Raw genomic sequence first — 20336 nt, 5'->3', positions numbered from 1 at the left:
GGCCTCCACCTTCGGGTCATTCCCTTCGATGACATCCAGGCCCGTGCCGTGGGAATGCTGCGGCCTCTGACGAAGAGTCTGGGCCTCTCGCTAGGTGACCGCGCGTGCCTCGCCCTGGCGCAACAACGCGGGGCGACGGCTTTGACCGCGGACCGGGCCTGGAGCGATCTCGCCAGCACGCTCAAGGTTGCCATCGAACTCGTACGCTGATGCCGAGTGGATGGGCCGTGCGATGCGGGCCACACGATCGACACCCTACGACGGCGGTTGGGGGATGCCTGCCCCGGCGCATGGTGTGATGAGCGGAGTCGAAGGCTCCTGAGACCTGCTAACGATCGAAGAGCCGTTCACGGTCTCGTACGAGACGCAATCATCATCGGCATCTTGGCCGCCCCCCAACGTCAGGCGTGGTGCTCATGCACAAGTCCGCGCGCCTCGATCGGCATCGCGATGGCGAACAGGTCGAGTTGAGCGTGAGACGCATTCGTTAGACGTCGACGTCGTGATCGGACCTTGATGATAGGGAGCGCGACACCTGGCTTGGCGTGCAGGACCGATCCCACGACCCGACAGCCGTCTCCGAAGTGGTAGACATACGCGCGGCAAGGTCCGGACTGGAAGATGTCCTGAACCAAGGGTTCGTCGCCCGGTAAGCCGCCCAGCACGCGCAGAAGGCAGGTCAGACCGAGGACTTCCGTTCGGGTTGTTCGGAACTCGAAGCTGTGTCCGGTCCAGGTCTGGCGTTGGGCACCGACACTGGTACCCGGAAAAGGATTGCCCCCGACCTGAGTTGCCGGATCGGTCAGGAACCCTGCAATCGCCTCCCGATCGGCGATGTGCGCACACATCAGGATTGAGGCGGCAAGCTGACGCCTGGTAGGAGCCACGCGCTTCTCCGTCACGCCTGCAGGGATGAACGAGGCGAGAATCATCGTTCTCGAAAGCTTCGGGCTGGCGGGGTGAAAGCGTACGGAGGAAGTGAAGCCTTGGCTACACCGCTGGTCGATGGCAGCTCCGGCGCGTGGCTCCCGCTCGAGCCGGCTTCCGGCTCGCCCTGCACCGGCAGCAGGTGGATCGGCTGTTCACTTTGTATCACGCCTGCGCAACCGGAGGCGGCGACAGAGGAGCCTCCGCCTCTTCGAAGTCTCACTCGGCAGCGACATTCTTGCGCGGCCGTCCAGCCTTCTTCTTCGCCTCGGCCGGGGTCTGCGAGATCACATCCTCCGCATCCGCGAGCTTTGCCGACGCCTTGGTCTGGCCCTTCCGATTGTTGCCAAGCCCCAGAGCGCGTGCGAGCTCGGAACGCTGCGCCGAGTAGCTGGCGGAGGTCATTGGGTAGTCAGCAGAAAGACCGTACTTGGCCCGGTATGCCTCGGGGGTGAGCCCGCGAAGCGTAAGGTGGCGGCGCAGCGTCTTGTATGGCTTGCCGTCCTCGAAGCTGATCAGTGCATCGGGCGTGATCGACTTCTTGATCTGAGCCGGTGTCGCCTTCTCGACTCCGTCCTTCGTCGGAGCGCCCGCTCCACCGGCAGCAATGCTGCTGACAGCGGCATGCACAGAGGCGAGGAGATTGGCCAGCTCACTCGGCGGGATCGAGTTCTTGGACACATAGGCTGACACGATGTCAGCTGTCAATGTGATGTAGGCGGTACTCGTGGTTTCAGTCGCAGGCCCAGCTTGATCTTCCATTTTTTGTTCCTCTGATTTTTGAGAAGGCTAACGCATCCACGTCATCTTCAGAGAAATCAAGATGCTATCGACACAATGTAATGGCAATCAGTTTTAATTTAGCATTGCAGACAGAGGAGGCCTTGTTTTCACCTCTATGTAACGAGCGTCCTGATCAAAGCCCAAATGGCTTGGTGCTCAGGTCCGCCACTGTCGAGACTGAGGAATATCGGGAGCGCCATGTCGCCCACGTTGCCGCCTGAGGGCTAGGTGTTCAGTCCCGAGGTGAGGTAGGTCGGATCGTATCTGAAACGGCTTGGATCTTTTGCCCAGGCTCGGCAGGTCGCCTCGTATGGCGTGAGGCCGCGTAGGGTCTTGAGCCGCCGAGTGAAGTTGTAGGCATCCAGGAAGGCGGCGAGGTGGTCTCGCAGCTGATCGTGGCTGTCGTAATGGTAGCGCTTGACCGTTGCCTCCTTGAGGGTCCGGTTCATGCGCTCGACGTTGCTCGTGGCCATCGACGCCGGGACCGCGCCGGGTTGGCTGCGCGATGTGCCGGCCGTCGCGGTCTTGCGCCGGGTCTGGTTGCAGAACTTCCACCTCGCCGAGGGTGACGTCGGCGGGCTGCGCGGCGGCGATCGCGTCTGGTAGCGGACAGAGATCGACGGCATCCCACCAGCTCTCACAATGGTCGCCTCGCCTTACGATGCAGACGTACACTATGCCAAGAAGCGCGATGCCAAGAAGCGCGCCACCACCTGGATCGGCTACAAGGTCCACTTGAGCGAGACATGCGACGACGTAGGGCCGCCGCTGATCATCCACGTCGCGACGACCCCAGCCCCGATTGTGGACCGCGTGGTGCTGAATCCGCTGCACGCGGCCCTCACGGCCAAGGATCTGCTGCCGGCGCGGTTTCTTGTCGACGCCGCTTATATCGACGCCGACGGCCTCGTGGCCGCCTTGCGCAGTCACGGCGTGGAGCTGATCGGACCGGTCCCGAAGGACAATCAGTGGCAGGCTCGCACCGAGGGGGCGTTCACCATCGAGGCCTTCCGGCTCGACTGGGATCGACAGGTCGCTGTCTGCCCGGCCGGGCACAGCAGCCGAAGCTGGTGTCCCGACCACAACCTCGAGCGAACCGTCATGCGCATCCGCTTCGCCACGCGTGACTGCAAGGCCTGTCCTCTGAAGCCGCGCTGCACGCGCTCCCAGCGCCGCCTGCTGACACCGCGCTTGCGCGAGGAATACGAGGCGCTCGTCGCGGCACGGGCACGGGAGGGCCGACCGGCGGCGGCGAGCCGGCGTGGAGGGCACGCCCTCGAGCGGTGTGCGAGCAATGGGCCTACGCCGTAGCCGCTATCTCGGCTTGGCCAAGACGCACCTGCAACACTTGTTGACGGCCACGGCGATCAACCTCGGCCGCCTCGCTGCCTGGATTGACGATGTCCCTGCTGCCCAACCCCGATGCTCCGCCTTCACCCGCATCATGACTCAGCCGACAGCCGCGTAGGCGTTCGCCAGCAGTATCGAAACAGGAGCAATTCCAATCCGCGCCGGCCGCAAGGCTCTTACTGGATCAGGGCCGCCCCGCCGCACTGTGTCCCGTCCACCGAGACGTCGGCAGCCCCGACCTGGATGCCGAGCGATGACAGCAGCCCGTCGAGGATGGCGTCAATGCCAGGCGATGCCAGCGTTAGCACCCCGCCGATGAGACCCTGAAGGTTGAGGATGCCCCCAAGGGGAAGGCCATTGACGTCGAGGACGAGGCTTGAGAACAAGGATTTCGACAGTGATGTCGTCAGTTGGTTGGACGACACCGTCCGGATCCGCCCCGTCGAGATGTCGGCATCGCTGAACGTGAGGCTGCGCGTCGTAGCCCCGATTTCCGTCTTGGCCGAGGTGCGCACCTCAAGCAGCAAGGCCTTTAGTATCGCCACCGTGTTAAGCGGGGGCCGCGACCCGTCCGGGTTGAGGTAGGACAACGGCGTATCGCCGATCGCGAGGTAGGTCGCCCCCGTCGTCACGTCCAGGCTCACCGACCTCTGGTCCAACGAGCTCCACGGGCAAGATATCTTGGTGAAGGCTGCCTTAGCACGTCCCACCTCGACGTAGATGGGCACCTTGAGTTCGCCGAGCCCCAGTGGAGCCGTGAGCGCGACCTCCACGAGGGCTCTGACCTGGGCGGTCGACAGTGTGGCGCCAGGGGCTACGAAACCCGACGTCCGCCATGCCTCGCCGACCCGGAGGGTAATTTTGGACCTCAGTAGGCCCGGGACGTTGGCGCCGAGGTCAAGGCTGACCTGGTTCGTCCCGTTAGCAAGCACGGCACCTGCGTTGAGCATGCCAAGGGCTGCCACGGTCAACGGCCCCACCGGGGACGCGAGCGGCGTCTGGGAGATCTCGCCGACGGACAGTAGGTCAGCCAGCTTCACGCGTCCCGTGGTGGTGGTTCCGGTAGGAAGGCGAGAGAGGGCCTGCGCGGCATCGAAGCCGCCCGGGGTGGAACGGGCCGTGTCCGCGAGGGCAAGTGCCAGCTCGCTGACCGAGAGCGAGCCCGCCAGAACGTCGGCGTAGGTGATGGCCTGGATGTGCCCGCGGATCGCAGCGTTCCTAAGAAACGATAGCGCGTCGATCTTGAGATCGGCCAAGGCGCGGTAGTCGAGCAACGAGAACGAGACCGTCGATCCCAACAGGCCGGAGAGTATGGCGTTACCGATCCCGCCGTCGAGGGCTGTGACACGGGACCCGATCCCGAAGGCAGCGAGATCCCCCCGTATGGCGGTGGCCGTCGCCGTCATATGTATAATCGAGGGCCCGCCGACGAGGTGGGCGAACGAAGTCCTTATCGACGCCCCGGCCGTGACGCGCGAGGCGTTAGGAAGAGACCCTCCAGCCACGAACCGGGCGTCGATAGAGACGCTCCTGTTCGGGATGTATGTGCCGGGCGTCACGACGAACCCGGTCGGGGCGTCGAAGCCGTTGTCGTCGAGGGCAAGGAGGGCGGCGGCCCTGCTGTCCCTGGCGCTGACCGATGCCAGAGCGGCGATGTCCACCGCGGCCTGGAGCTTGCGCTTCTGGTGGAAGGCAACCCCGAGGTCGACCCCAAGACCGGCGAAGCCGAGCAAGACGGTGATGGCGAGACCAAAGAGCGGCGCGATTGCCCCCTTGCGATCCGATCCGAAGGCTTGCAGGGGGCGGCGCATCACAGGCCGCCGCGGCGGATGCTTGCGGTCCTCGTCAGGGATGACGGCAGTGGAACGAAGTGGGGGACTACAATGAGGACTGAAGTTGTTAGGTCGTAGCGCACCGTGACCATGAAGATGTCCGGGTTCGCCGGGTCGGGACCGGCCTCCACCGTCAGGGCGTCCGGACGGATGAGGGGATTATCCGTGCTCCGCCGCTTGGCCGTGGCGATGGCGACAGTCGTGCGCTCGCCCGGATCGAGACCCGCGACCGAGGCTCGGGCGGATTGAGAGGCCGCCTCCTGGAGGCTATGGGCGATTCCAAGGAACCAGCCGAATCCCATGATGCCGAACATGGCCAGAAGGACGAAAGGAACGAGGAGCGCGAACTCTACGGCCGCGGCGCCGGATGCGTCGTGCTTGAGAGAACCTGCCCTGAACCGCTTGAGGATGGACATGGGGATAGTCTCAAATTCTATAATTGGTTGTGTATATCAACCTTCAGAAAATATTCTGAATGAAATTTGCAACCCACTCCACAACTTTTGATAAAAAAAGTAGTTAAATGTTAAGATGATTAACGCATGATTAATTTGTGAATAATTCCAGTAGATGATTACGCATATTCTATCAATTTAAGGATCGGATTGCTGAATTTTTGACTTCGTCGCCTCTTGGCAGATCAGCATGGAATACCGTCTGCCTCAGGTCCTGGGCTAGCCGGGCCGATATAGTTCGCCCAAAGGTACACACGAACACACCCTTGAAATCCCGCATCTCGACGCGGCGTCCTTCGCCCTTGATCCTGCTCGTGATAGCGCGGGCGGGCCGAGAGGCTGGCCCTGGCGGAGATTTACGATGGCGGGAGCCGCACTAACGCGGCCCGGATCGGAGCGGTAGGTCTTCAGACGGTGCGCGATTGGGTGGTCGCCTTTAACGCGCAGGGTCCGGACAGTCCGGACGGATAGAGCGTCAGTTCATCGACGTGCAACCCATCGGGCACTGTCGGTAGAGACGGGCTCGAGATCGGCATCCGACGCCTCCTTGGTCATGGGGAGGATCAACGCTCAAAAGCCAGATCTGACTCCGTCAGCACCAAAAGTGCGGATGAACCAATGTTGCACGCCGAAATACAGCGCAAATCCGAAAAACGGCACGATACGTACGGACTACTGTGCGCCTTCATAATCGGCACTGCCACGGTCAGTGAAGTCACAGCCGAGCAGATCAAGTGGCAGAACGCCACGTTCCGCTGTGACATCCCGGGGCCAGCCGACGGGCGGAGTGCTACTCTGGCTGTTCGGACGGTAACGAATGTTAGCTCGGATCGTTTGACGACGATTTCCTGGCTGCGTCTTCCACGGATTTGATCAGGCGTCGACGTTCGTCAGGATCCTTGATACCGGCAAACACCTGTACCATAGCCGAACAGTCGCGGTTCAACGCGGCTGATACCGTGTCGGAAGAGCTTGAACTTTTTGGCCCGGGTGCCGGCTGGTCTCCAGTTCGGTTAAGCTCCTCCAGCGAAATTCCGAGCGCCTTGGTTATCCGGAGCTGGATCTCTTGATGGCGATGCGCCTGATCTGCTGCTCGTGCAGCGGCTGAATGGTCCGAGACTGCACCAAAATCGTCAACTTCGAAAAAATTCAACTTCCGGCCCATCGGGCTCTCCTCAGCGCTCGATCTTACTCGCCTATGGAGCATCATGACGCACTCAACTCTGATGTAAAGTCGTCTATTTAAAGATTTATGCAACCTTGAAGATCGGGCAATGCTCGTCTCAGCTGTGTATTGGCTTCGAAGCATGATCCCGGCAAAAATGACCCTGACCCAGCAAACTGGTCCGCGCTGAGCGCAAGTTTTTCGGGCATCCTGAACCCTGAAGGAGGGTGATGCGATGCCTTGCAAACGCTTCACGAACGAACAGATCGCCTTCGCTCTGCGGCAGGCGGAGAACGGCGCAACGGTGGACGAGGTCTGCCGGAAAATGGGCGTATCCGAGCCGACCTTTTATCGCTGGAAGAAGCAGTTCGTCGGCATGGGCGTGCCGGAGATCCGACGGCTCAAGCAGTTGGAGGACGAGAACAGCAAGCTGAAGCGGCTGGTCGCCGACCTGACGCTGGACCGCTCCATGCTGCAGGACGTGCTCAAGCGAAAGTGGCGAGGCCCGCCGTTCGCCGTGAGGTCGCCGGTCACCTGCAGGTGGCCTACGACATCAGCGAGCGTCGGGCCTGTCTGGCTACCGGCTTCGGCCGTTCGTCCCAGCGCTACAGGAAGCGAGCCGACCCTCAGGTCGCACTGCGGATGCGGTTGAAGGAACTGGCCGCAGCGCAATCTGAACCGCCCCGGGTTTTCCGGAGGCTCCAACTCTTGAGAGACTGGAGCCATGACGAAGCATACCCCACCGTTTTCCCCTGAGGTCTGCGAGCGGGCTGTCCGGATGGTCCGGGAGCATCAGGGCGAGCACAGCTCACCCTGGGCCGCGATGCAGTCGATCGCGGCCAAGATCGGCTGCTCGGGCGAGACGCTGCGGAACTGGGTTCGCCAAGCCGAGCGTGACCGGGGCGTACGGGCCGGGCCGAGCACGGACGAGCGCGAGCGGATCAAGGCGCTGGAGCGGGAGGTTCGCGAACTGCGGCAGGCGAACGAGATCCTGCGCAAGGCGTCCGCGTATTTTGCGATGGCGGAGCTCGACCGCCGGTCCCGGTCATGATCGCCTTCATCGACCATCATCGCGCGCTCTATGGGGTCGAGCCGATCTGCAGGGTGCTGCCGATCGCCCCGTCGACGTACCATGCCCATGTCGCGCGACGGGCTGCCCCCGAGACGCTGCCGGCCCGGGCCCGCTCGGATGCAGCACTGATGGTCGAGATCCAGCGCGTGTACGAGGCGAACTTCCGCGTCTACGGCGTGCGCAAGGTCTGGCTTCAGCTCGGCCGCGAAGGGATCGTGGCCGCTCGCTGCACCGTCGCTCGGCTGATGCGAGCGATGGGCCTGAAGGGCGTGGTGCGGGGCAAGACGGTCCGGACGACGATCCCCGATCCGGCTGCGGCCTGCCCACGCGACCGGGTCAACCAGCAGTTCACGGCCGCGTGCCCGAACAAGCTCTGGGTCGCGGATTTTACGTACGTCGCGACCTGGGGCGGCTTCGTCTACGTGGCCTTCGTGATCGACGTCTTCGCCCGCCGGATCGTGGGCTGGCGCGTGTCACGTTCTGCCCGGGCGGACTTCGTGCTCGATGCTCTGGAGCAGGCTTTGCACGAGCGCCGCCCCTTCGCTGGCGGCGGCCTCGTCTGTCACTCCGACCGCGGGGCGCAATACGTGAGCATTCGCTACACCGAGCGCCTCGGCGAGGCGGGCATCGAACCGTCTGTCGGCAGTGTTGGCGACAGCTACGATTAACGCCCTCGCCGAGACGGTGATCAGCCTGTTCAAGGCTGAGGTGATCCATCGGCGTGGGCCGTGGCGGTCCTTTGAGGCGGTCGAGTTCGCCACCCTCGAATGGGTCGATTGGTTCAATCACCGCCGGCTACTCGAACCCATCGGCAACATCCCTTCCGCCGAGGCCGAAGCGCGCTATTATGCCCAGGCCGAGGCTCAGTCCTTGGCAGCCTGACCCAAACCAAATGGCCTCCGGAAAACCCGGGGCGGTTCAGTTCGTCCTTTGTACTCACAGAGGACGGGGCTCATGACCGCTGCGCAGATCGCCGATTTAGCGGCCATGAGCGAGGTCGAGATGATCGCTCTCGCCTACGAGGAGGCGGCGGGAGGTGATGCGTGCCGCGCCCTCCGGCAGGCCATCGAAGACGTCATAGCCCTCGAAACGAAACTCGCGGCCGCCGAGCGCATGGTCTCCCATGGCTACGTCCGGGGAGCCTTGCCTGGCAGGAGCGCCTGACATGGAGTGCCTGTGCGATGTCCGCGCAGACCGCCTCGTGATCCTGTGTAGCCCCTGCGCACGACGCGGGTCCTACTGGATCGATCGGCTGCGTCGGCGCTTCGGTGCCCACGACTCGGTGCTGGACGTCTACCTCGCGCTCACGCAATCCTGTCGCTTCCAGCGCGAGGTTGGAAGCCGAACGCCCAACGTCTATGGCATGACGTGCCGGGCCAAGCTCGACACAACGGGCGGACCAACGGCGGCGGGCCTGCCGTTGAGGACCTGAGCCATGTGCAACCTCTACAGCCTCGTCACGCCCCAGGCAGAAATCCGAGCTTCCTTCGAGGTCTCGATCGATGAGAATGCAGCGCGTCCTCCGTTCCGTTGCGATCCGATACGACCGGCCTTGTTACCCTGAAACCGAAGGCTCCTCGCCGCGACGACTACCCATGACTGCGGCCGCGGGAGGGAGTACCGATCAGTGCCGTCGGCTCGATATCTCCCGCGCGGCGACCACCGTCTCGACGATTCGTGTGAGGCGCCGGATCGAGCCGCCGGGCCAAGCCTGGCGGACCAGGGTCAGCTCCTCGCCGTCGGGCGCGGGCAGGAAGCGCGGATCCAGCCCTCGGCTCGCGGCAATCCCGGCCAGAACGGGCGGCAACAAAGCTTCGAGGTCTGCAGCGGTCGGGCCGGGCATCTCGATCACCCGCAATCGGTCGAGCAGCGGTCCCGGTAGTGGGTCGACGCCATTGGCCGTGCACAACCAAGAGACGTGGCTCAGGTCGACCGCGCACTGGAACGCCGGATCCGGGTAGGCCGACGCCGTCTCGCGCTCCAGCATCGGCAAAAGGCCGTCCCACAAGCGGCCATGGGTCGTTCCGGTCGAGGCCTTCTCGATTTCGTCGAGCAAGATCAGTGGATTGGCCACGCCGTGACGCGCAATCGCGAGGACGGGGTGGGCGGGTTCGGTGTTCGCCCAGCGCCGATCCAGACCGCCGATGGCCGCTCCGCTATCGTGCGTTGCGTCCACCCGCCAGAGTCCGATCCCGAGATGGCGGGCTAGGCGAGCGACGAGTCTGCTTTTTCCAGCCCCCGGGGGGCCGACCAGGACGGTCGGGCGGAACGCGACGTAAGTCTGCCCGACCAGATCGGCCAGAAGACGGTCGATGGTGTTCAGCGCGTAGGGAAATTCGAACGCGAGGCTGCCGCGCAGCGCCCGGAGGTCCGGCACGGGAGCAAGCGGAACAGGCCGCCCGATGATGGTCTCGAAGCCCCGGGCGATATTTCTCGTGCGGTCGGCCCCTGCCTCGCGCACCGCACCGACCACGACGATCTGCCCAGGGGTGGGAGAGGCGGGCTCGATCGGTGCAGGGCGCGTCTCGCCCGGGATCGCTGACAACCGAGAAGCCTCGCGCTCGCGCGCTCGAATCTTCGCGAGAGATTCCTCGACCCCACGTCGGCGCCGGCGTTCGTGCTCGCCGGCCTGGTCGGCGACCGGCTGTGTCAGCCTCTCCCCGAAGGAGAGAAGCGCCCGCACCAGAAGCGTGCAGAGCAGCATCTCGCTGCTCGCGCCGCGACTGAGAACGGCGGCGGCCACGACGACGTTTGAAGCGGCCGCGTTCAGGCTCGCGTAGGCAGCCTCGAGTGCGTCGGTCCAGCCACCGAGGAGCGTCGCTTCTGCAGCCTCCTCGTGAATGTCGAGGTCCTCGTCGTGATCGGCTCGGCGCCCGAGGCCGAGGGCGGTCTGCGCCTCGGCCAGGGCGGGCAGGTGGAGGATGAGCCCCGGCAGTGCCTCGGCCTCGAGCCAGATCGGCAGCGCGATGCGGGCGGCGGCCGCCGCATCGTCGCCACCGCAGGACAGCAGCGTCACGCAATCGGCGAGCGCCCGTGCGGCCGGTACGTCCCGTTCGGCGGCGTGGTGGTCGAGAAACCGCGTCAGAGCACCCCGGGCAGCAATGACGTCCGGATCACACCAGGGATCGGCCCCCGCAGCGGCGACCATCGTGTTCCAAGCCGCGGCCAGATCGGTCGCCTCGGGCACGAGAGCCGAAATTTCGGCAACGATCCCCTCGCGGGCGGCCGGGATCCGCAAGGCCGTGTCCAGGCAGAGGCGTAAGCGCTTCGGGAAGGCAGCCAGGATGAGGGCCACTGCCGCCTTGGCATCGATGCGCGGCACGGGTGCGGTCGAGGAAAAAGCCATCGGTCGATCCTCCTCAGCGGCCGGGTGCGATGACGGACGCGGAGCCCTGATGGCCCCAGCCACGCCAGCGACGGGCGAGGCGCAAGGCGTCGAGATCGGCCCGGCGCCGGGCGCGGCGGCCGAGGACATGCACGAGGAGGTCACGGCATGCGGGATCGCCGAGGGCGGCGCAGACCAACACGGCCGAGAGCGCTCGGTCGAGGCTGCCGGGTCGGGCGACGCCCTCCGCCAGAATGGTGAGCGCGACCCCGATCGCGGCAGCCGGATCGGCCCGGATCGCCGCGTCCCAGCCGGGAAGCGGCAGGGGCGGTGCCGCGACGAGAACGGCGCGCAGGTGCCGTTGAGCCGTAAGATCGAGGCTTTCGGGCGGCAGGGTCCTCCACCATGTCAGGGGGGCACTGGGGAAGGCGAGAGCGGGCGGAGAAACCGCAAGAGAGCGGTTCGGATCGATCGGGGCGGTCATCGAGGCAAGCCTGGAGAAGGCACGGGCGCCAAGGCGCAACGGTGCCGAGGGAACAGGGAAAGGGGTGGAAGTCGGCCGGGTCGCGTCCGCGACCCGTCTGGATCAGCGCGCCATGGGACGGGGCTGCAGCGGCATCACGGTTCCCGCCACCTCGAGGGTGCCCAAAGTGCGCGCGAGAAGCTCGGGAATGTCCGCGCGCAGACGCGCCGTGATCCGGGCGGTGACCGCCTCGATGGCGGCCATGACGGGCTCCTCGAAGAGCCGTTCGATGTCCCTGCCGCTGATGGACAAATCGGGGCTATAACCACCGCGTCCGTAGACATCGATCAGGACAGCTCGAACACGAGCGACATGAAAGCCCAGTGTATCGAGGAACGCGAGGCCCTGGACTTGGGCGCAACGCAGTATCCACTCGATCTGATGGACTTTCCTCGCCTCGGACTTACCCCCTCCCCGCTTCATCTCGATGATGAAAGCGTTCTGGGTCCGGCGATCGATCACGACGAGATCGAGCTTAACGGTCTGAGCAATATCGCCCGAGAGATCGATCGCCGTTTGCGACAACTGGGAGATCGAACTATTCCGGATCAACTCCTGGGTCGGCACGGTGATCGGCATCGGAACGTCCCGCATCACCAAGTAGCGGCCGCGGTTCGCCAGCACATCGGTGAATGCCGCCTCGAGGAGCGTGCCGTGGCGCTTCACGACCGAGGACAGCACCGATGCGACCTGCGACAGGCCGGGACCGAGCAGGGGGTCGGGCGTGAAGACGTTCCGCAGCGCCTGGTCGACGACCAGGTCGGCGGCTGCCAGCAAGGCAGGAGAACACGCGAACGAATTCGCGGTCTGCTCGTATCCGCAGTTCTGCGCGGCCCCAGCACCGAGCGGAACGGCAATGCGTCCGGACGCGGTCGAGCGGGATGCGGTGTCGCTGCCTGCAGGCAGCCGGGTCCGGCCGCTGCTCTGAGCAGCCGGGTGGGGAATGATGGTCATGGGGGTTCAAGTCCGTCCAGAAGGACACCCAGCCCCCGTGCAGGCCGGCCGACGAACGGCACGAACAGCAGGCAGCCATGCGTCGGAGCCCTAGGCTGCCGACGTCTCAAGGTGTCGCGATTGCAGGAGAGCGAAGGCCGCCGGCACTCCAGGCAGGAATGCGGAGGGTGGAGCCTTCAGGCGATCATGCGGATCGGCGGGACGGGCGAGAGGACCAAATCGGTCGATGAGGCGCGGGACGGTTTCGTCGGGGGCGCAATGCCGGTAGGGGTGGTCGTAGCCATGGTCAGTATCTCCGAAGGATACAGGTTGTGGTCAGGCCGGGGCTGGTGCTGCTAACACCGGTGCCGGCCGCTCCCTGCTAAAGGGCGGCGTGGCACGTGCGCTGGGTCTGCCATCTCCGAACTTGGCCCGGGCGCGGGGGTTTGGGAAGCGCCTGAGAGCGTCAATTTCCCATTCGACAAGGCCTTCTGCCTGGCATCGTTAACGCGAGCCTGGCGTACGCCTCTGGGAACATCTGGGATTCCCCCGCCCACCTTTGTTGCGGTGATTATTCTTTGTCTCTGATGGCCCACGCAGTTTCGGTGCGCATCTATTACTGCATTTTGGCCTTCGATCACCCGAACCACAGCATCCGTCAGCTGCTTCCGTAGATCGACAGTCCGGGCATCGACGATCCGCTCTTACTGTTCGAGCGCATGGAACTGACCAAACCAGCCTTTCAGACAGCTCTCAAGCGGTATCTCAACGGTAAGTAAGACCCGCGCAGGGCCTGTCGCAAACGCGAGCGCACCGGCGTTTACCCCACAATATTGCGGTAGCTCAACGGGTAGCGCAGATACCATGCGACGGCCTGGACGATGAGCGCAGCCTTGTCGGGCCGCCCCTTGAAGTCGGCCTTGGCACGCTGCTTCAGCTTCGCAGCGATGGCAGACAGGATCATGAGCAGTTTCCAAAACGAAAGGCGTTATGCCGGTCGTATGGTCAACGTCGGATAAACACCTGTGCGATCGCATTTGCGACAGGCCACGGAAAACTGGTTCGGCGAACCCCTCCCGGTGAGACCCGAATAGTGAAGGATCGTAAGAGATCCCGCCGGCCGCCGCGATGGCGGGCCGGCGGGACATGTCGTGTCCACACGACTGGAGCCGATACGCAGGACAAGGCTCACCGGAACCATGCGCGAACCCGGTTACCCGAAGCTCAATGCCGTTCGGGCGTACTTCGTTCATTCCGAGAACAGGGTGCAGCTCACGGGACGCGACCGGATCGCGACGCCCCGGTGGCCTACCAACAGGCTCGGGGCAGGCGGCGCTTCCAGCGCTCGGCGCGCGGCAGGGCCGCCACCTCGGGCCGGGCGACGCGCTGGGGCCGGACGAGCGCAGCGGGCACCGCACGGGCAGGCGCGAGGGTTTCGATGCGCGGCGGCGCGGGGACCGGCGGCGCGACGGCGATCGGCTCGCCCTCGGGGACGACCTTCCGCGGCCGGCCCCTGCGGCGCGGCGCACCATCGGGTCCGAGGGACGGCACGACGCGGCGGACGCGGGGCAGGGGCGCCTCGTGCGGCATCTCGGGGTCCGGCTCGGGCTGCGGCGGCTCCCAGACGATGAGGCTCGGCAGGATGCGGCGAGGCTCGGCGCATTCGGCGAGACCCGGCGCGCCGTCCCGTTCGGTCTCGGCCGGCGACGGAGCCGCCAGGGCCTTGTCCATGGATTTGCCCTTGCGTGGAACGCGGGGCTGCTTGGTGGGGATGAAGGATCGGCCGGAGGTGATGCTGTGCTTGATTTCGACGGTGAATGACCGCCTTGTTTGTTTGCGCAACGGGCTCTCGCTGTCGGATGCTGCTTAGCTAAAGGGGATTTGGCAAAGCGGACTTGAACCGGGCGCGCCGTTCGATTCGAATCGGGCGCTGCCGCTGACCAATGCTGGTCCGGATCAGCTTAATAGATTGTTCCCAGCCGACGCAAGCAGATCGATCAAAAACCGGAGGATCAGCGCTCGTCAAACCGATCAAGAACTGGAGATAGCGGGCGCCGACATTTGCGAGCGCCGTGATGATCATGCGGTCGAGACCCTTTCGCCGTACAACCGCCCCCGGTGGAGCCCAGGGCTCCGTTCAGTCCTGGGGCCTGCTGCCACCGCTTCGGCAACCATACCAGAGGCGGCGGAATTCAGGTCACAAGGTGTGACCTATTCAGAAGTGGACCATACCTCACCCCAACCCTCTCCTTTCAGGAGAGGGAGTAAGTCGCGCGTCGGTAGAACGTAGTAATCAGCCAGAAACCGTATCACACCGCTGTCGGTTGATCGCTTCGGTCTGGCTCGGTCGGAACGGCCCCCTCTCCCGAAGGTGTGGGAGCGCGTCGCGCGCACGGCCGACCGAAGCAATCCGAAACCGGATCAGTTCTGGGGCTTGCTGCGCGCGGCGCGCGCCATGCCGATCAGCTCGCGGGCGGTGAGCCAGCGGGGCGGAAGCTGAAGCGCCTGCCCGGAGCTTCCGACCGGGGCGGGGCGCCCGTGCACGAGGCCGCTCGACCGGAGGCTGATGTCGTAGCCGCGCCAGAGCCGCCGTTGCCGCGCCGCCTTCGACGGCGTCCAAGTCGTCTCCGGGCAAGTCGTGTCCCGGCCTGCCTCACGCCCCACCGCCATTCCCATCCGCTCCCCGCATCGATTCAGCTGCGGATAACAAAGCTTGGCCGTTCGCGACATTCTTGAACTCCGCCGCGACCGCACTAAACGGACTTGCGCCGGCGGCCCGACGCAAATCCACCTAAACTTTTGTTCGATCTCAGATTTTCGGCGCAGGGCCGCAGACCGCTTTTTGCGAGATCGCCTTGGACACCCCGTGCCTGCCGGGGGATCGAAGGGCGCGCGGGGGCGACCGGCCGGATCGGGGCGCACCAAGCAGCGCGGCAGGATCGGAAACCCGCTTCGCATAATTGCGAAGTCCTGGCGCGGCGGCCTGTCGCCAAAGTCGATCACGCCCTATTCCGCCTTCGTTGCGCAGGAGACCCGCCTCCGCCGACCGGATCGAGCACGCGTTACCGTTGACTTAACCATGCCGGCCAGCCGAGATGGCATGTCTGGCCGCGCTCACCCCTGGGGTTGAGTCGCGCGCCGATCACCAGTCAGGGAACATGGCCGCGCAAGAGACCTAAGCCCGAAACGCCAACGGCCCCACCCTGCCAGGGGTGAGGCCGTCGAAATCGATGAAGTCTGGGAAGACCAATAACAGCTCCCCAGACATCATAACACCGCTCAGGTGTCAATCGGGATCGCTTCCCGAGACGATGGCGCTTTGCCTTTTGACGGGGACGGCTCCGGCCGCGCCCCCTGCTTTGCCGCGGCCCGGGCAGGAGCCGGGACCGATGTTGCATGCCGAGATCATGCGAGCCGCGATCGAGGGGGCGCGCACGTTCGCGCAGATGGACGAACTCTCCCGCCAGCTCTGGCGAGGTCACGGGGCGGGAGCCTTGAGCGACGGGGGGGCCCAAGGCCTCGCCGAGCATCTGCACGGGCGCCGCTCGGCGATCCGCGAGGGCATGCGGCCGCTGCCCATCCCGGGAGTCGTCGGCTCGGGTCTTGCCGGCTCGGGCCTCGTCGTCCGACGTGCGAGCCTGTTCCCCCCGCGAAAGATCCCCAGGAGCCCGGACCGGATCGCCTCGCGCGACCGGCGCCGGCTGCTGGCCTGCTCGGGTCCCCTGCCGCCCCGGCTCGCCGCCCGCTTCACGGAGGGCCAGCGCGCGGTCCTGCGCATCGTGGCCGACGCCGTGGCGGAGGCGGGCCTGTGCGACCTCTGCCTCGACGCCATCGCGGCCCGGGCCGGCGTCTGCCGGCGCCTGGCACAAGGGGCCCTGCGCCTGGCTGCGGGCGACGGGCTCCTCACGATCGAGGAACGGCGCTACCCCGGCCGCCGGAACGCCCCCAACCTGGTGCGCATCGTCAGCCAGGACTGGCAGGCCTGGATCAAGCGGGGCGGCAAGCGCAGACGGACAGAGTCGGCCCCGCCCACCGAGCCCCGGCCCGAGCCGGGATCGACAGGGTGCAAAGCCCTGCACGCCACGGAGAAGAGTCTCTTTTCAGGGACGCGTTCGCCGCCGGAACCGGTCGAAAGGCTGCCGGATGGGCCAGTCCCGGCTCGTCGCCAGGACGATCACGGCCATCCTTCGGGGTGACAGCACCCGTCCGGCTCACCGTGCGGATCATGATGGGCGGCGCAGAGGCGGTGAACGATCGGGACCCCGCGGGTCAGCTCCGCCAGCCCGGCAGACCGGCCCAGGCCTTGTCGACGATGCTGTCCCGCCGCTCGGCACGGTCGGGGGCGGCCTCGGCGACGATCCGCAGGGCCGCCTCCATGGCCTCGCGCCCGCCCGCCGCCGAGGCTTCCTCGCCCTTGCGCCGGATGGCGGCCTGGAAGGCCTTCACGGCCGGGCCCGCTTTCGGCTGGCTCTCGACGGCCGCGACGAGGCTCAACAGGGCCTCCGCCACCGGCCCGACGGCCTCCTGCCAGGACGGGGCGGGCGAGATCGGGTCGGCAGGCGCGCGCCCGGGTGCGGAGGGCGCGGCGGAAGCCGGCACCGTCGTGCGGGGACGGATCATGGCGGTGTGCTCCTGGGCGCGAACAATCGGTCCGGTATGGGCGTGCCAAACGGCACGTCGTTCCGGTTGGGGCAGGCCTACATCAGGGTCACCCAACAAGTCACGGCCAGCCGCCATCTGACGGAGACCGCGCAAACCCAAGTGGATTGTGCCATGAACACACGTATTGCTTCTGCCGTTGCTGCCGCCATCCTGAGCGTCGGCGCGATGGCCTCGCCCGCGCTCGCCCAGAGCTATACCGCCCCGGCCGGCATCGCCGCCGTCGCCGCACCCGGCGGCCTCGCGAACAGCCGGTACGACGACATCACCACCGGATCGATCCGGACCGTGCGGGGCCGCGACTCCGCCCAGGAAGGCAATGCCGGCCAGCCGAACTTCCCGGTCCAGCAATATGGCCAGACCTCCGGCGGCCCGGCCCGCTGACCCTTCACATCCTCGAGACGACCGGCGGCGGGGCGAAAGCCCCGCCGTTTTCGTGTCCGGGGTCTTTTCACGATGGGTGAGGTGGGCGTCCGCGGCCCGTGTGTGCTTATCTGGGAGAACGGCCAACGCTTTTGACGCGCGCAAACGCCTCGCATGAAGGGCGGACGCGAAGGAGGAAACCATGAGCACGCGACGCGATTTCCTGCACCTGACTGCGGCCGCGACAGCCGTGGGCGCCCTGGCGGGACCGGCTGTCGCGCAGGCACCCGCTTCCGGTCCCGGACGCCCGATCCCGCCCACCGGCGGCGACATGCTTCGCCTCGTCACCTTCGTGCCCGAGTCCGGAAGCCCGCCGCGGGTCGGCGCGGTCCGCGCGGATGGACGGGTCGTCGATCTGACGGCGGTCGCTGTACCGGGTTTCGACCCGACGCGGATGGTCTCGCTCATTGAGGCCGGGCCAAAAGCCCTGGACGCCGTACGGCGTGCCGCCGCGGCCGGCGATGGCCCACAGGTCGAGACCGTGCGGCTTCTCGCGCCGATCCCGGCGCCGACGCGCAACATCTACGCGGTCGGTTGGAACTACCTGGAGCATTTCGCCGAAGGACAGGCCGTTCGCGGAACGAACGCGGAGTACCCCGCCCACCCCGTGTTCTTCACCAAGGGCGTCAACACGGTGAACGGGCCCTACGACCCGATTCCCTACGACCCGAAGGTCTCCACCGCGATCGACTGGGAGGTGGAGCTGGCCGTCGTCATCGGGACGGGAGGCCGGAACATCGAAGAGGCCGACGCCCTGCGCTCGGTCTTCGGTTACAGCGTCATCAACGACACCACCGCGCGCGACATGCAGGTCAAGCTGCACGGCGGCCAGTGGTTCAAGGGCAAGAGCCTCGACGGCTACGGGCCGATCGGACCCTGGATCGTGCCCGCGACGGACCTCGACCCCTCCGACCTGCATCTCCTGACCCGTGTGAACGGCGTGGTGAAGCAGGATGCCTCGACCCGGCAGATGTACTTCAAGGTCGCCCGCATCATCGCCGAACTCTCGCGCGGTCTCACCCTGGTTCCGGGGGACATCATCGCTACCGGCACGCCGCCCGGCGTCGGCAACGCCCGCAAGCCGCCGGAATACCTCAAGCCCGGGGACGTCATGGAGACGGAGATCGTCGGCCTCGGCACGCTGCGGAACCTGATCCAGGCCGTTCCGGCCTGAGGTCCGTGCCCCGGGGAGAGCCGGCCGGGTTTCCCCGGCCTCCCTGCGGGCAGGATTTGCGACGATGGCAGTGCACAACCGGCAGGGCAGCCATGCAAAAGGTGGTTCTGCCAAAAGTATATTTGGGCTCGGCAAAAATTTTATTTGATGATCTGGATGACGGTTCATCGTCCCTTGCATTCAGGACATGGCTTCTGCTGAGCAGACCATCGCTTTGGCCACCGGAAAGCGGCGATATAATCACCGAACCTTCGTTCCTTCGCACTATGGTGCGTTGCAAAATGAGCAAATCGCATCGCACAAAAACATGGTTCTATCTCCGCAACGGCCCGCCCCCGGCTGGTCAACCCCGGAGATTCCCATGCGTACCACCCGTTTCCTCGCCCTGACGATCCTCGCTTCGGCAACCTTCGCCACCGGCGCCGCCATGGCAGGCGAGGCGCTCCACCTGACGCCGCCGCTCTTCCGCGAGCAGGCTCGGGAGACGCAGGCGGTGCGCAGCGTCAGCGACCTGACCACCACGCCCCAGCCCGTCGCCGTGGCGAAGCCGACCGCCCCGGGCCGCACGGTGCGGGTGGTCGCGGAAGCCGGCGAGTCCACCGCGCGCTGATCCTGCCGGGGCGCCTGTCCGCGGCCGCCACCCCGATCCATCGGGCGAGCGGCCGCCGGCGCCCCGAGCGGCCGGAACCAACGGCGCAGCGGCCTTCGGGCCCTGCGCCGTTCGCATGTCCGGGCTCCGGATCCCCTCGGCCAGGCCTGTCGGGCCGGCGGACGCGCAGCGCCGCGACGCCCGCGCGGCCAACGCAAAGACCCGCCACGGCCGGAGGCCGGGCGGGTCCGAGGGGGGAGCCTAGGGTCGCTACAGGCTCAGGAAGGCGTTGGCCGAGCCCACGACCGTGAAGGCGAGGCCGCCGACAAAGGCGGCGGCCATCGCGTAGGAGAAGCCCTTCAGCAGCATCGGGTTGTCCCTCTCCCGTCCGATCAGCAGCGATTCCCGCCCGAGGTCTGGCCGTATTGCTGCGTGGGGAAGTTCTGCTGGTTGGCGTTGCCCTCGGCGGCCGAGCTCATCGGGCAGCTGTAGGGGTTGCGCAGGGGGGCGACGCGGCGGGGTTCGAACGAGCCCGTGGTCTCGACGTCGTAGGGCGCGAACCCGGTGTAACGGGAGGGGCTGTCGTAAGCCATCGCGGACGAGATCGGAGCAACGCCAAGGACAAGGGCGGTGGCAAGAGCGGCGATACGGGTCTTCATAATGGCTTTGTCTCTCCAGTTTCGTACGAACCAGGTCTCTGGCCCGTTTCTGTCTGTCTGAACTGAAGATAGGAAGCCGTTTTCATTCTCGACGTGTCGCATGACACACGGTGAGCGGGATTAAAGCCGTGTCACGGACGCGCCCTCATCAGCGTCATGAGACGGATCCTCACGACAGAACACATGAATACGTATATAAAATACAATATACCAGATTTCAGAATGGGTTTGGGCCGGTCGCGGTTCCCGCGATAGCTGTGGCTGGCGGCCGCGAGACCCTCAGCGTGCTGCGCGTGGATGTGGCCGAGCGTGGCCGTCACCGCGATCGGACGGAAGAACCGGTTCTCATGCGAGATCGGTCGAGACCGAAAAGGCCCCGATGATCGAGCTGGACCGAGGCCTCCGGTGCAGGTTTGCGAGTGCCGTCGACCGGGGCCGACCATGCCTTCATCAATCGTAAACCATAC

Annotated in this window: 21 protein-coding genes, 6 pseudogenes and 1 other annotated feature; of the genes and pseudogenes, 12 read left to right on the top strand and 15 right to left on the bottom strand. The window is 65.7% G+C overall.

Annotated features, from left to right (window positions below; translation table 11 throughout):
- On the top strand, positions 1-210 hold a 210-nt coding region (locus K2X24_RS23175), incomplete at its 5' end, for a PIN domain-containing protein (protein WP_366934553.1).
- 191 nt (positions 211-401) lie between these two features.
- On the opposite strand, the gene K2X24_RS23170 is transcribed toward K2X24_RS23175, so the two are convergent.
- From K2X24_RS23170 to K2X24_RS23160, 3 genes and pseudogenes are all read right to left on the bottom strand, one after another.
- Positions 402-932 carry a hypothetical protein gene (locus K2X24_RS23170; protein WP_292501532.1) on the bottom strand — a complete coding sequence of 177 codons (531 nt, stop codon included), beginning with the start codon at positions 930-932 and terminating at the stop codon, positions 402-404.
- Between the two features lie 214 nt (positions 933-1146).
- On the bottom strand, positions 1147-1689 hold the full coding sequence (locus K2X24_RS23165) for a MucR family transcriptional regulator (RefSeq protein ID WP_292501529.1): 543 nt from the start codon (positions 1687-1689) through the stop codon (positions 1147-1149).
- Between the two features lie 245 nt (positions 1690-1934).
- Positions 1935-2168: pseudogene (locus K2X24_RS23160) on the bottom strand (integrase core domain-containing protein); the annotation flags it as partial.
- Between K2X24_RS23160 and K2X24_RS23155 the strand changes: the two are divergent.
- The gene (locus K2X24_RS23155) at positions 2158-2316 is read left to right on the top strand and encodes a hypothetical protein (RefSeq protein ID WP_292501534.1); all 159 of its coding nucleotides are present in this window, start codon (positions 2158-2160) and stop codon (positions 2314-2316) included. The pseudogene K2X24_RS23160 and the gene K2X24_RS23155 sit on opposite strands and share 11 nt — an antisense overlap.
- Before the next feature lie 36 nt (positions 2317-2352).
- Positions 2353-3178 (top strand): annotated as a pseudogene (locus K2X24_RS23150) (transposase).
- Positions 3179-3236: 58 nt separating this feature from the next.
- Here the strand turns inward: K2X24_RS23150 and K2X24_RS23140 are convergent.
- Together K2X24_RS23140 and K2X24_RS23135 are read right to left on the bottom strand one after the other, a co-directional pair.
- On the bottom strand, positions 3237-4871 hold the full coding sequence (locus K2X24_RS23140) for a pilus assembly protein TadG-related protein (RefSeq protein WP_292501523.1): 1635 nt from the start codon (positions 4869-4871) through the stop codon (positions 3237-3239).
- On the bottom strand, positions 4871-5308 hold the full coding sequence (locus K2X24_RS23135; RefSeq protein ID WP_292501520.1) for a TadE/TadG family type IV pilus assembly protein: 438 nt from the start codon (positions 5306-5308) through the stop codon (positions 4871-4873). Before K2X24_RS23135 ends, K2X24_RS23140 begins: the two co-directional genes overlap by 1 nt.
- 378 nt (positions 5309-5686) lie before the next feature.
- On the opposite strand from K2X24_RS23135, the pseudogene K2X24_RS23130 reads away from it, so the two are divergent.
- Positions 5687-5803, top strand: a pseudogene (locus K2X24_RS23130) (IS630 family transposase); the annotation flags it as partial.
- Between the two features lie 364 nt (positions 5804-6167).
- Here the strand turns inward: K2X24_RS23130 and K2X24_RS23125 are convergent.
- Complete coding sequence (locus K2X24_RS23125) at positions 6168-6512, bottom strand: hypothetical protein (RefSeq protein WP_292501517.1); 345 nt, start codon at positions 6510-6512, stop codon at positions 6168-6170.
- 235 nt (positions 6513-6747) lie between these two features.
- On the opposite strand from K2X24_RS23125, the pseudogene K2X24_RS23120 reads away from it, so the two are divergent.
- The 4 genes and pseudogenes from K2X24_RS23120 to K2X24_RS23105 form a co-directional block, all read left to right on the top strand.
- A pseudogene (locus K2X24_RS23120) lies at positions 6748-7184 on the top strand (transposase); the annotation flags it as partial.
- A 52-nt stretch (positions 7185-7236) separates the two neighbouring features.
- Positions 7237-8466 (top strand): annotated as a pseudogene (locus K2X24_RS23115) (IS3 family transposase).
- Positions 7518-7634, top strand: a sequence feature (AL1L pseudoknot). It overlaps the preceding pseudogene by 117 nt.
- 72 nt (positions 8467-8538) lie before the next feature.
- Positions 8539-8748: a hypothetical protein gene (locus tag K2X24_RS23110; protein ID WP_292501515.1), complete on the top strand. Its 210-nt coding sequence runs from the start codon at positions 8539-8541 to the stop codon at positions 8746-8748.
- A 1-nt stretch (position 8749) separates the two neighbouring features.
- On the top strand, positions 8750-9016 hold the full coding sequence (locus K2X24_RS23105; RefSeq protein WP_292501512.1) for a hypothetical protein: 267 nt from the start codon (positions 8750-8752) through the stop codon (positions 9014-9016).
- A gap of 192 nt (positions 9017-9208) precedes the next feature.
- On the opposite strand, the gene K2X24_RS23100 is transcribed toward K2X24_RS23105, so the two are convergent.
- The 7 genes and pseudogenes from K2X24_RS23100 to K2X24_RS23070 form a co-directional block, all read right to left on the bottom strand.
- The gene (locus K2X24_RS23100) at positions 9209-10930 is read right to left on the bottom strand and encodes an AAA family ATPase (protein WP_292501510.1); all 1722 of its coding nucleotides are present in this window, start codon (positions 10928-10930) and stop codon (positions 9209-9211) included.
- Between the two features lie 13 nt (positions 10931-10943).
- The gene (locus K2X24_RS23095; protein ID WP_292501508.1) at positions 10944-11393 is read right to left on the bottom strand and encodes a hypothetical protein; all 450 of its coding nucleotides are present in this window, start codon (positions 11391-11393) and stop codon (positions 10944-10946) included.
- 102 nt (positions 11394-11495) lie between these two features.
- Positions 11496-12386, bottom strand: a complete 891-nt coding sequence (locus K2X24_RS23090; RefSeq protein ID WP_292501505.1) for a hypothetical protein — start codon at positions 12384-12386, stop codon at positions 11496-11498.
- 808 nt (positions 12387-13194) lie between these two features.
- Positions 13195-13329, bottom strand: a pseudogene (locus tag K2X24_RS23085) (IS6 family transposase); the annotation flags it as partial.
- Positions 13330-13673: 344 nt separating this feature from the next.
- Entirely contained in the window at positions 13674-14096 is a 423-nt protein-coding gene (locus K2X24_RS23080; protein ID WP_292501503.1) for a DNA-binding protein, read from the bottom strand.
- Between the two features lie 139 nt (positions 14097-14235).
- Complete coding sequence (locus K2X24_RS23075) at positions 14236-14448, bottom strand: hypothetical protein (RefSeq protein ID WP_292501502.1); 213 nt, start codon at positions 14446-14448, stop codon at positions 14236-14238.
- Between the two features lie 338 nt (positions 14449-14786).
- Positions 14787-15035, bottom strand: coding sequence for a hypothetical protein (locus K2X24_RS23070; RefSeq protein ID WP_292501500.1), 249 nt, complete (start codon positions 15033-15035; stop codon positions 14787-14789).
- 719 nt (positions 15036-15754) lie between these two features.
- Here K2X24_RS23070 and K2X24_RS23065 point away from each other — a divergent pair.
- Complete coding sequence (locus K2X24_RS23065) at positions 15755-16561, top strand: hypothetical protein (RefSeq protein WP_292501497.1); 807 nt, start codon at positions 15755-15757, stop codon at positions 16559-16561.
- Positions 16562-16634: 73 nt separating this feature from the next.
- Here the strand turns inward: K2X24_RS23065 and K2X24_RS23060 are convergent, their stop codons facing one another.
- Positions 16635-16985 carry a hypothetical protein gene (locus K2X24_RS23060; protein WP_292501495.1) on the bottom strand — a complete coding sequence of 117 codons (351 nt, stop codon included), beginning with the start codon at positions 16983-16985 and terminating at the stop codon, positions 16635-16637.
- 6 nt (positions 16986-16991) lie between these two features.
- On the opposite strand from K2X24_RS23060, the gene K2X24_RS23055 reads away from it, so the two are divergent.
- The 3 genes from K2X24_RS23055 to K2X24_RS23045 all read left to right on the top strand — a co-directional run bounded on the left by K2X24_RS23055 (position 16992) and on the right by K2X24_RS23045 (position 19231).
- A complete protein-coding gene (locus K2X24_RS23055) occupies positions 16992-17408 on the top strand; it encodes a hypothetical protein (RefSeq protein ID WP_292501494.1) in 417 nt (138 codons plus the stop codon).
- A 181-nt stretch (positions 17409-17589) separates the two neighbouring features.
- The gene (locus K2X24_RS23050; protein WP_292501493.1) at positions 17590-18621 is read left to right on the top strand and encodes a fumarylacetoacetate hydrolase family protein; all 1032 of its coding nucleotides are present in this window, start codon (positions 17590-17592) and stop codon (positions 18619-18621) included.
- A gap of 361 nt (positions 18622-18982) precedes the next feature.
- Complete coding sequence (locus tag K2X24_RS23045; RefSeq protein WP_292501491.1) at positions 18983-19231, top strand: hypothetical protein; 249 nt, start codon at positions 18983-18985, stop codon at positions 19229-19231.
- 371 nt (positions 19232-19602) lie between these two features.
- Here K2X24_RS23045 and K2X24_RS23040 read toward each other — a convergent pair whose 3' ends face one another.
- Complete coding sequence (locus tag K2X24_RS23040; protein ID WP_292501447.1) at positions 19603-19869, bottom strand: hypothetical protein; 267 nt, start codon at positions 19867-19869, stop codon at positions 19603-19605.
- Positions 19870-20336: the final 467 nt, after the last annotated feature.

The sequence above is a fragment of the Methylobacterium sp. genome (assembly GCF_019750675.1).
Lineage (GTDB): Bacteria > Pseudomonadota > Alphaproteobacteria > Rhizobiales > Beijerinckiaceae > Methylobacterium.
The sequence above is the reverse complement of the archived record's forward strand: the minus strand, read 5'-3'. Positions and strand labels throughout refer to the sequence as shown.

Bases quoted from the DNA above. Each gene is read 5' to 3' on its own strand.
- K2X24_RS23105 (WP_292501512.1), top strand. From the start codon at position 8,750: ATGGAGTGCCTGTGCGATGTCCGCGCAGACCGCCTCGTGATCCTGTGT.
- K2X24_RS23100 (WP_292501510.1), bottom strand. From the start codon at position 10,930: ATGGCTTTTTCCTCGACCGCACCCGTGCCGCGCATCGATGCCAAGGCG.
- K2X24_RS23080 (WP_292501503.1), bottom strand. From the start codon at position 14,096: ATGGACAAGGCCCTGGCGGCTCCGTCGCCGGCCGAGACCGAACGGGAC.
- K2X24_RS23170 (WP_292501532.1), bottom strand. From the start codon at position 932: ATGATTCTCGCCTCGTTCATCCCTGCAGGCGTGACGGAGAAGCGCGTG.
- K2X24_RS23090 (WP_292501505.1), bottom strand. From the start codon at position 12,386: ATGACCATCATTCCCCACCCGGCTGCTCAGAGCAGCGGCCGGACCCGG.
- K2X24_RS23165 (WP_292501529.1), bottom strand. From the start codon at position 1,689: ATGGAAGATCAAGCTGGGCCTGCGACTGAAACCACGAGTACCGCCTAC.
- K2X24_RS23075 (WP_292501502.1), bottom strand. From the start codon at position 14,448: ATGATCATCACGGCGCTCGCAAATGTCGGCGCCCGCTATCTCCAGTTC.
- K2X24_RS23050 (WP_292501493.1), top strand. From the start codon at position 17,590: ATGAGCACGCGACGCGATTTCCTGCACCTGACTGCGGCCGCGACAGCC.
- K2X24_RS23110 (WP_292501515.1), top strand. From the start codon at position 8,539: ATGACCGCTGCGCAGATCGCCGATTTAGCGGCCATGAGCGAGGTCGAG.
- K2X24_RS23155 (WP_292501534.1), top strand. From the start codon at position 2,158: ATGCGCTCGACGTTGCTCGTGGCCATCGACGCCGGGACCGCGCCGGGT.
- K2X24_RS23125 (WP_292501517.1), bottom strand. From the start codon at position 6,512: ATGGGCCGGAAGTTGAATTTTTTCGAAGTTGACGATTTTGGTGCAGTC.
- K2X24_RS23065 (WP_292501497.1), top strand. From the start codon at position 15,755: ATGTTGCATGCCGAGATCATGCGAGCCGCGATCGAGGGGGCGCGCACG.
- K2X24_RS23095 (WP_292501508.1), bottom strand. From the start codon at position 11,393: ATGACCGCCCCGATCGATCCGAACCGCTCTCTTGCGGTTTCTCCGCCC.
- K2X24_RS23040 (WP_292501447.1), bottom strand. From the start codon at position 19,869: ATGAAGACCCGTATCGCCGCTCTTGCCACCGCCCTTGTCCTTGGCGTT.
- K2X24_RS23045 (WP_292501491.1), top strand. From the start codon at position 18,983: ATGCGTACCACCCGTTTCCTCGCCCTGACGATCCTCGCTTCGGCAACC.
- K2X24_RS23140 (WP_292501523.1), bottom strand. From the start codon at position 4,871: ATGCGCCGCCCCCTGCAAGCCTTCGGATCGGATCGCAAGGGGGCAATC.
- K2X24_RS23070 (WP_292501500.1), bottom strand. From the start codon at position 15,035: ATGGCGGTGGGGCGTGAGGCAGGCCGGGACACGACTTGCCCGGAGACG.
- K2X24_RS23060 (WP_292501495.1), bottom strand. From the start codon at position 16,985: ATGATCCGTCCCCGCACGACGGTGCCGGCTTCCGCCGCGCCCTCCGCA.
- K2X24_RS23135 (WP_292501520.1), bottom strand. From the start codon at position 5,308: ATGTCCATCCTCAAGCGGTTCAGGGCAGGTTCTCTCAAGCACGACGCA.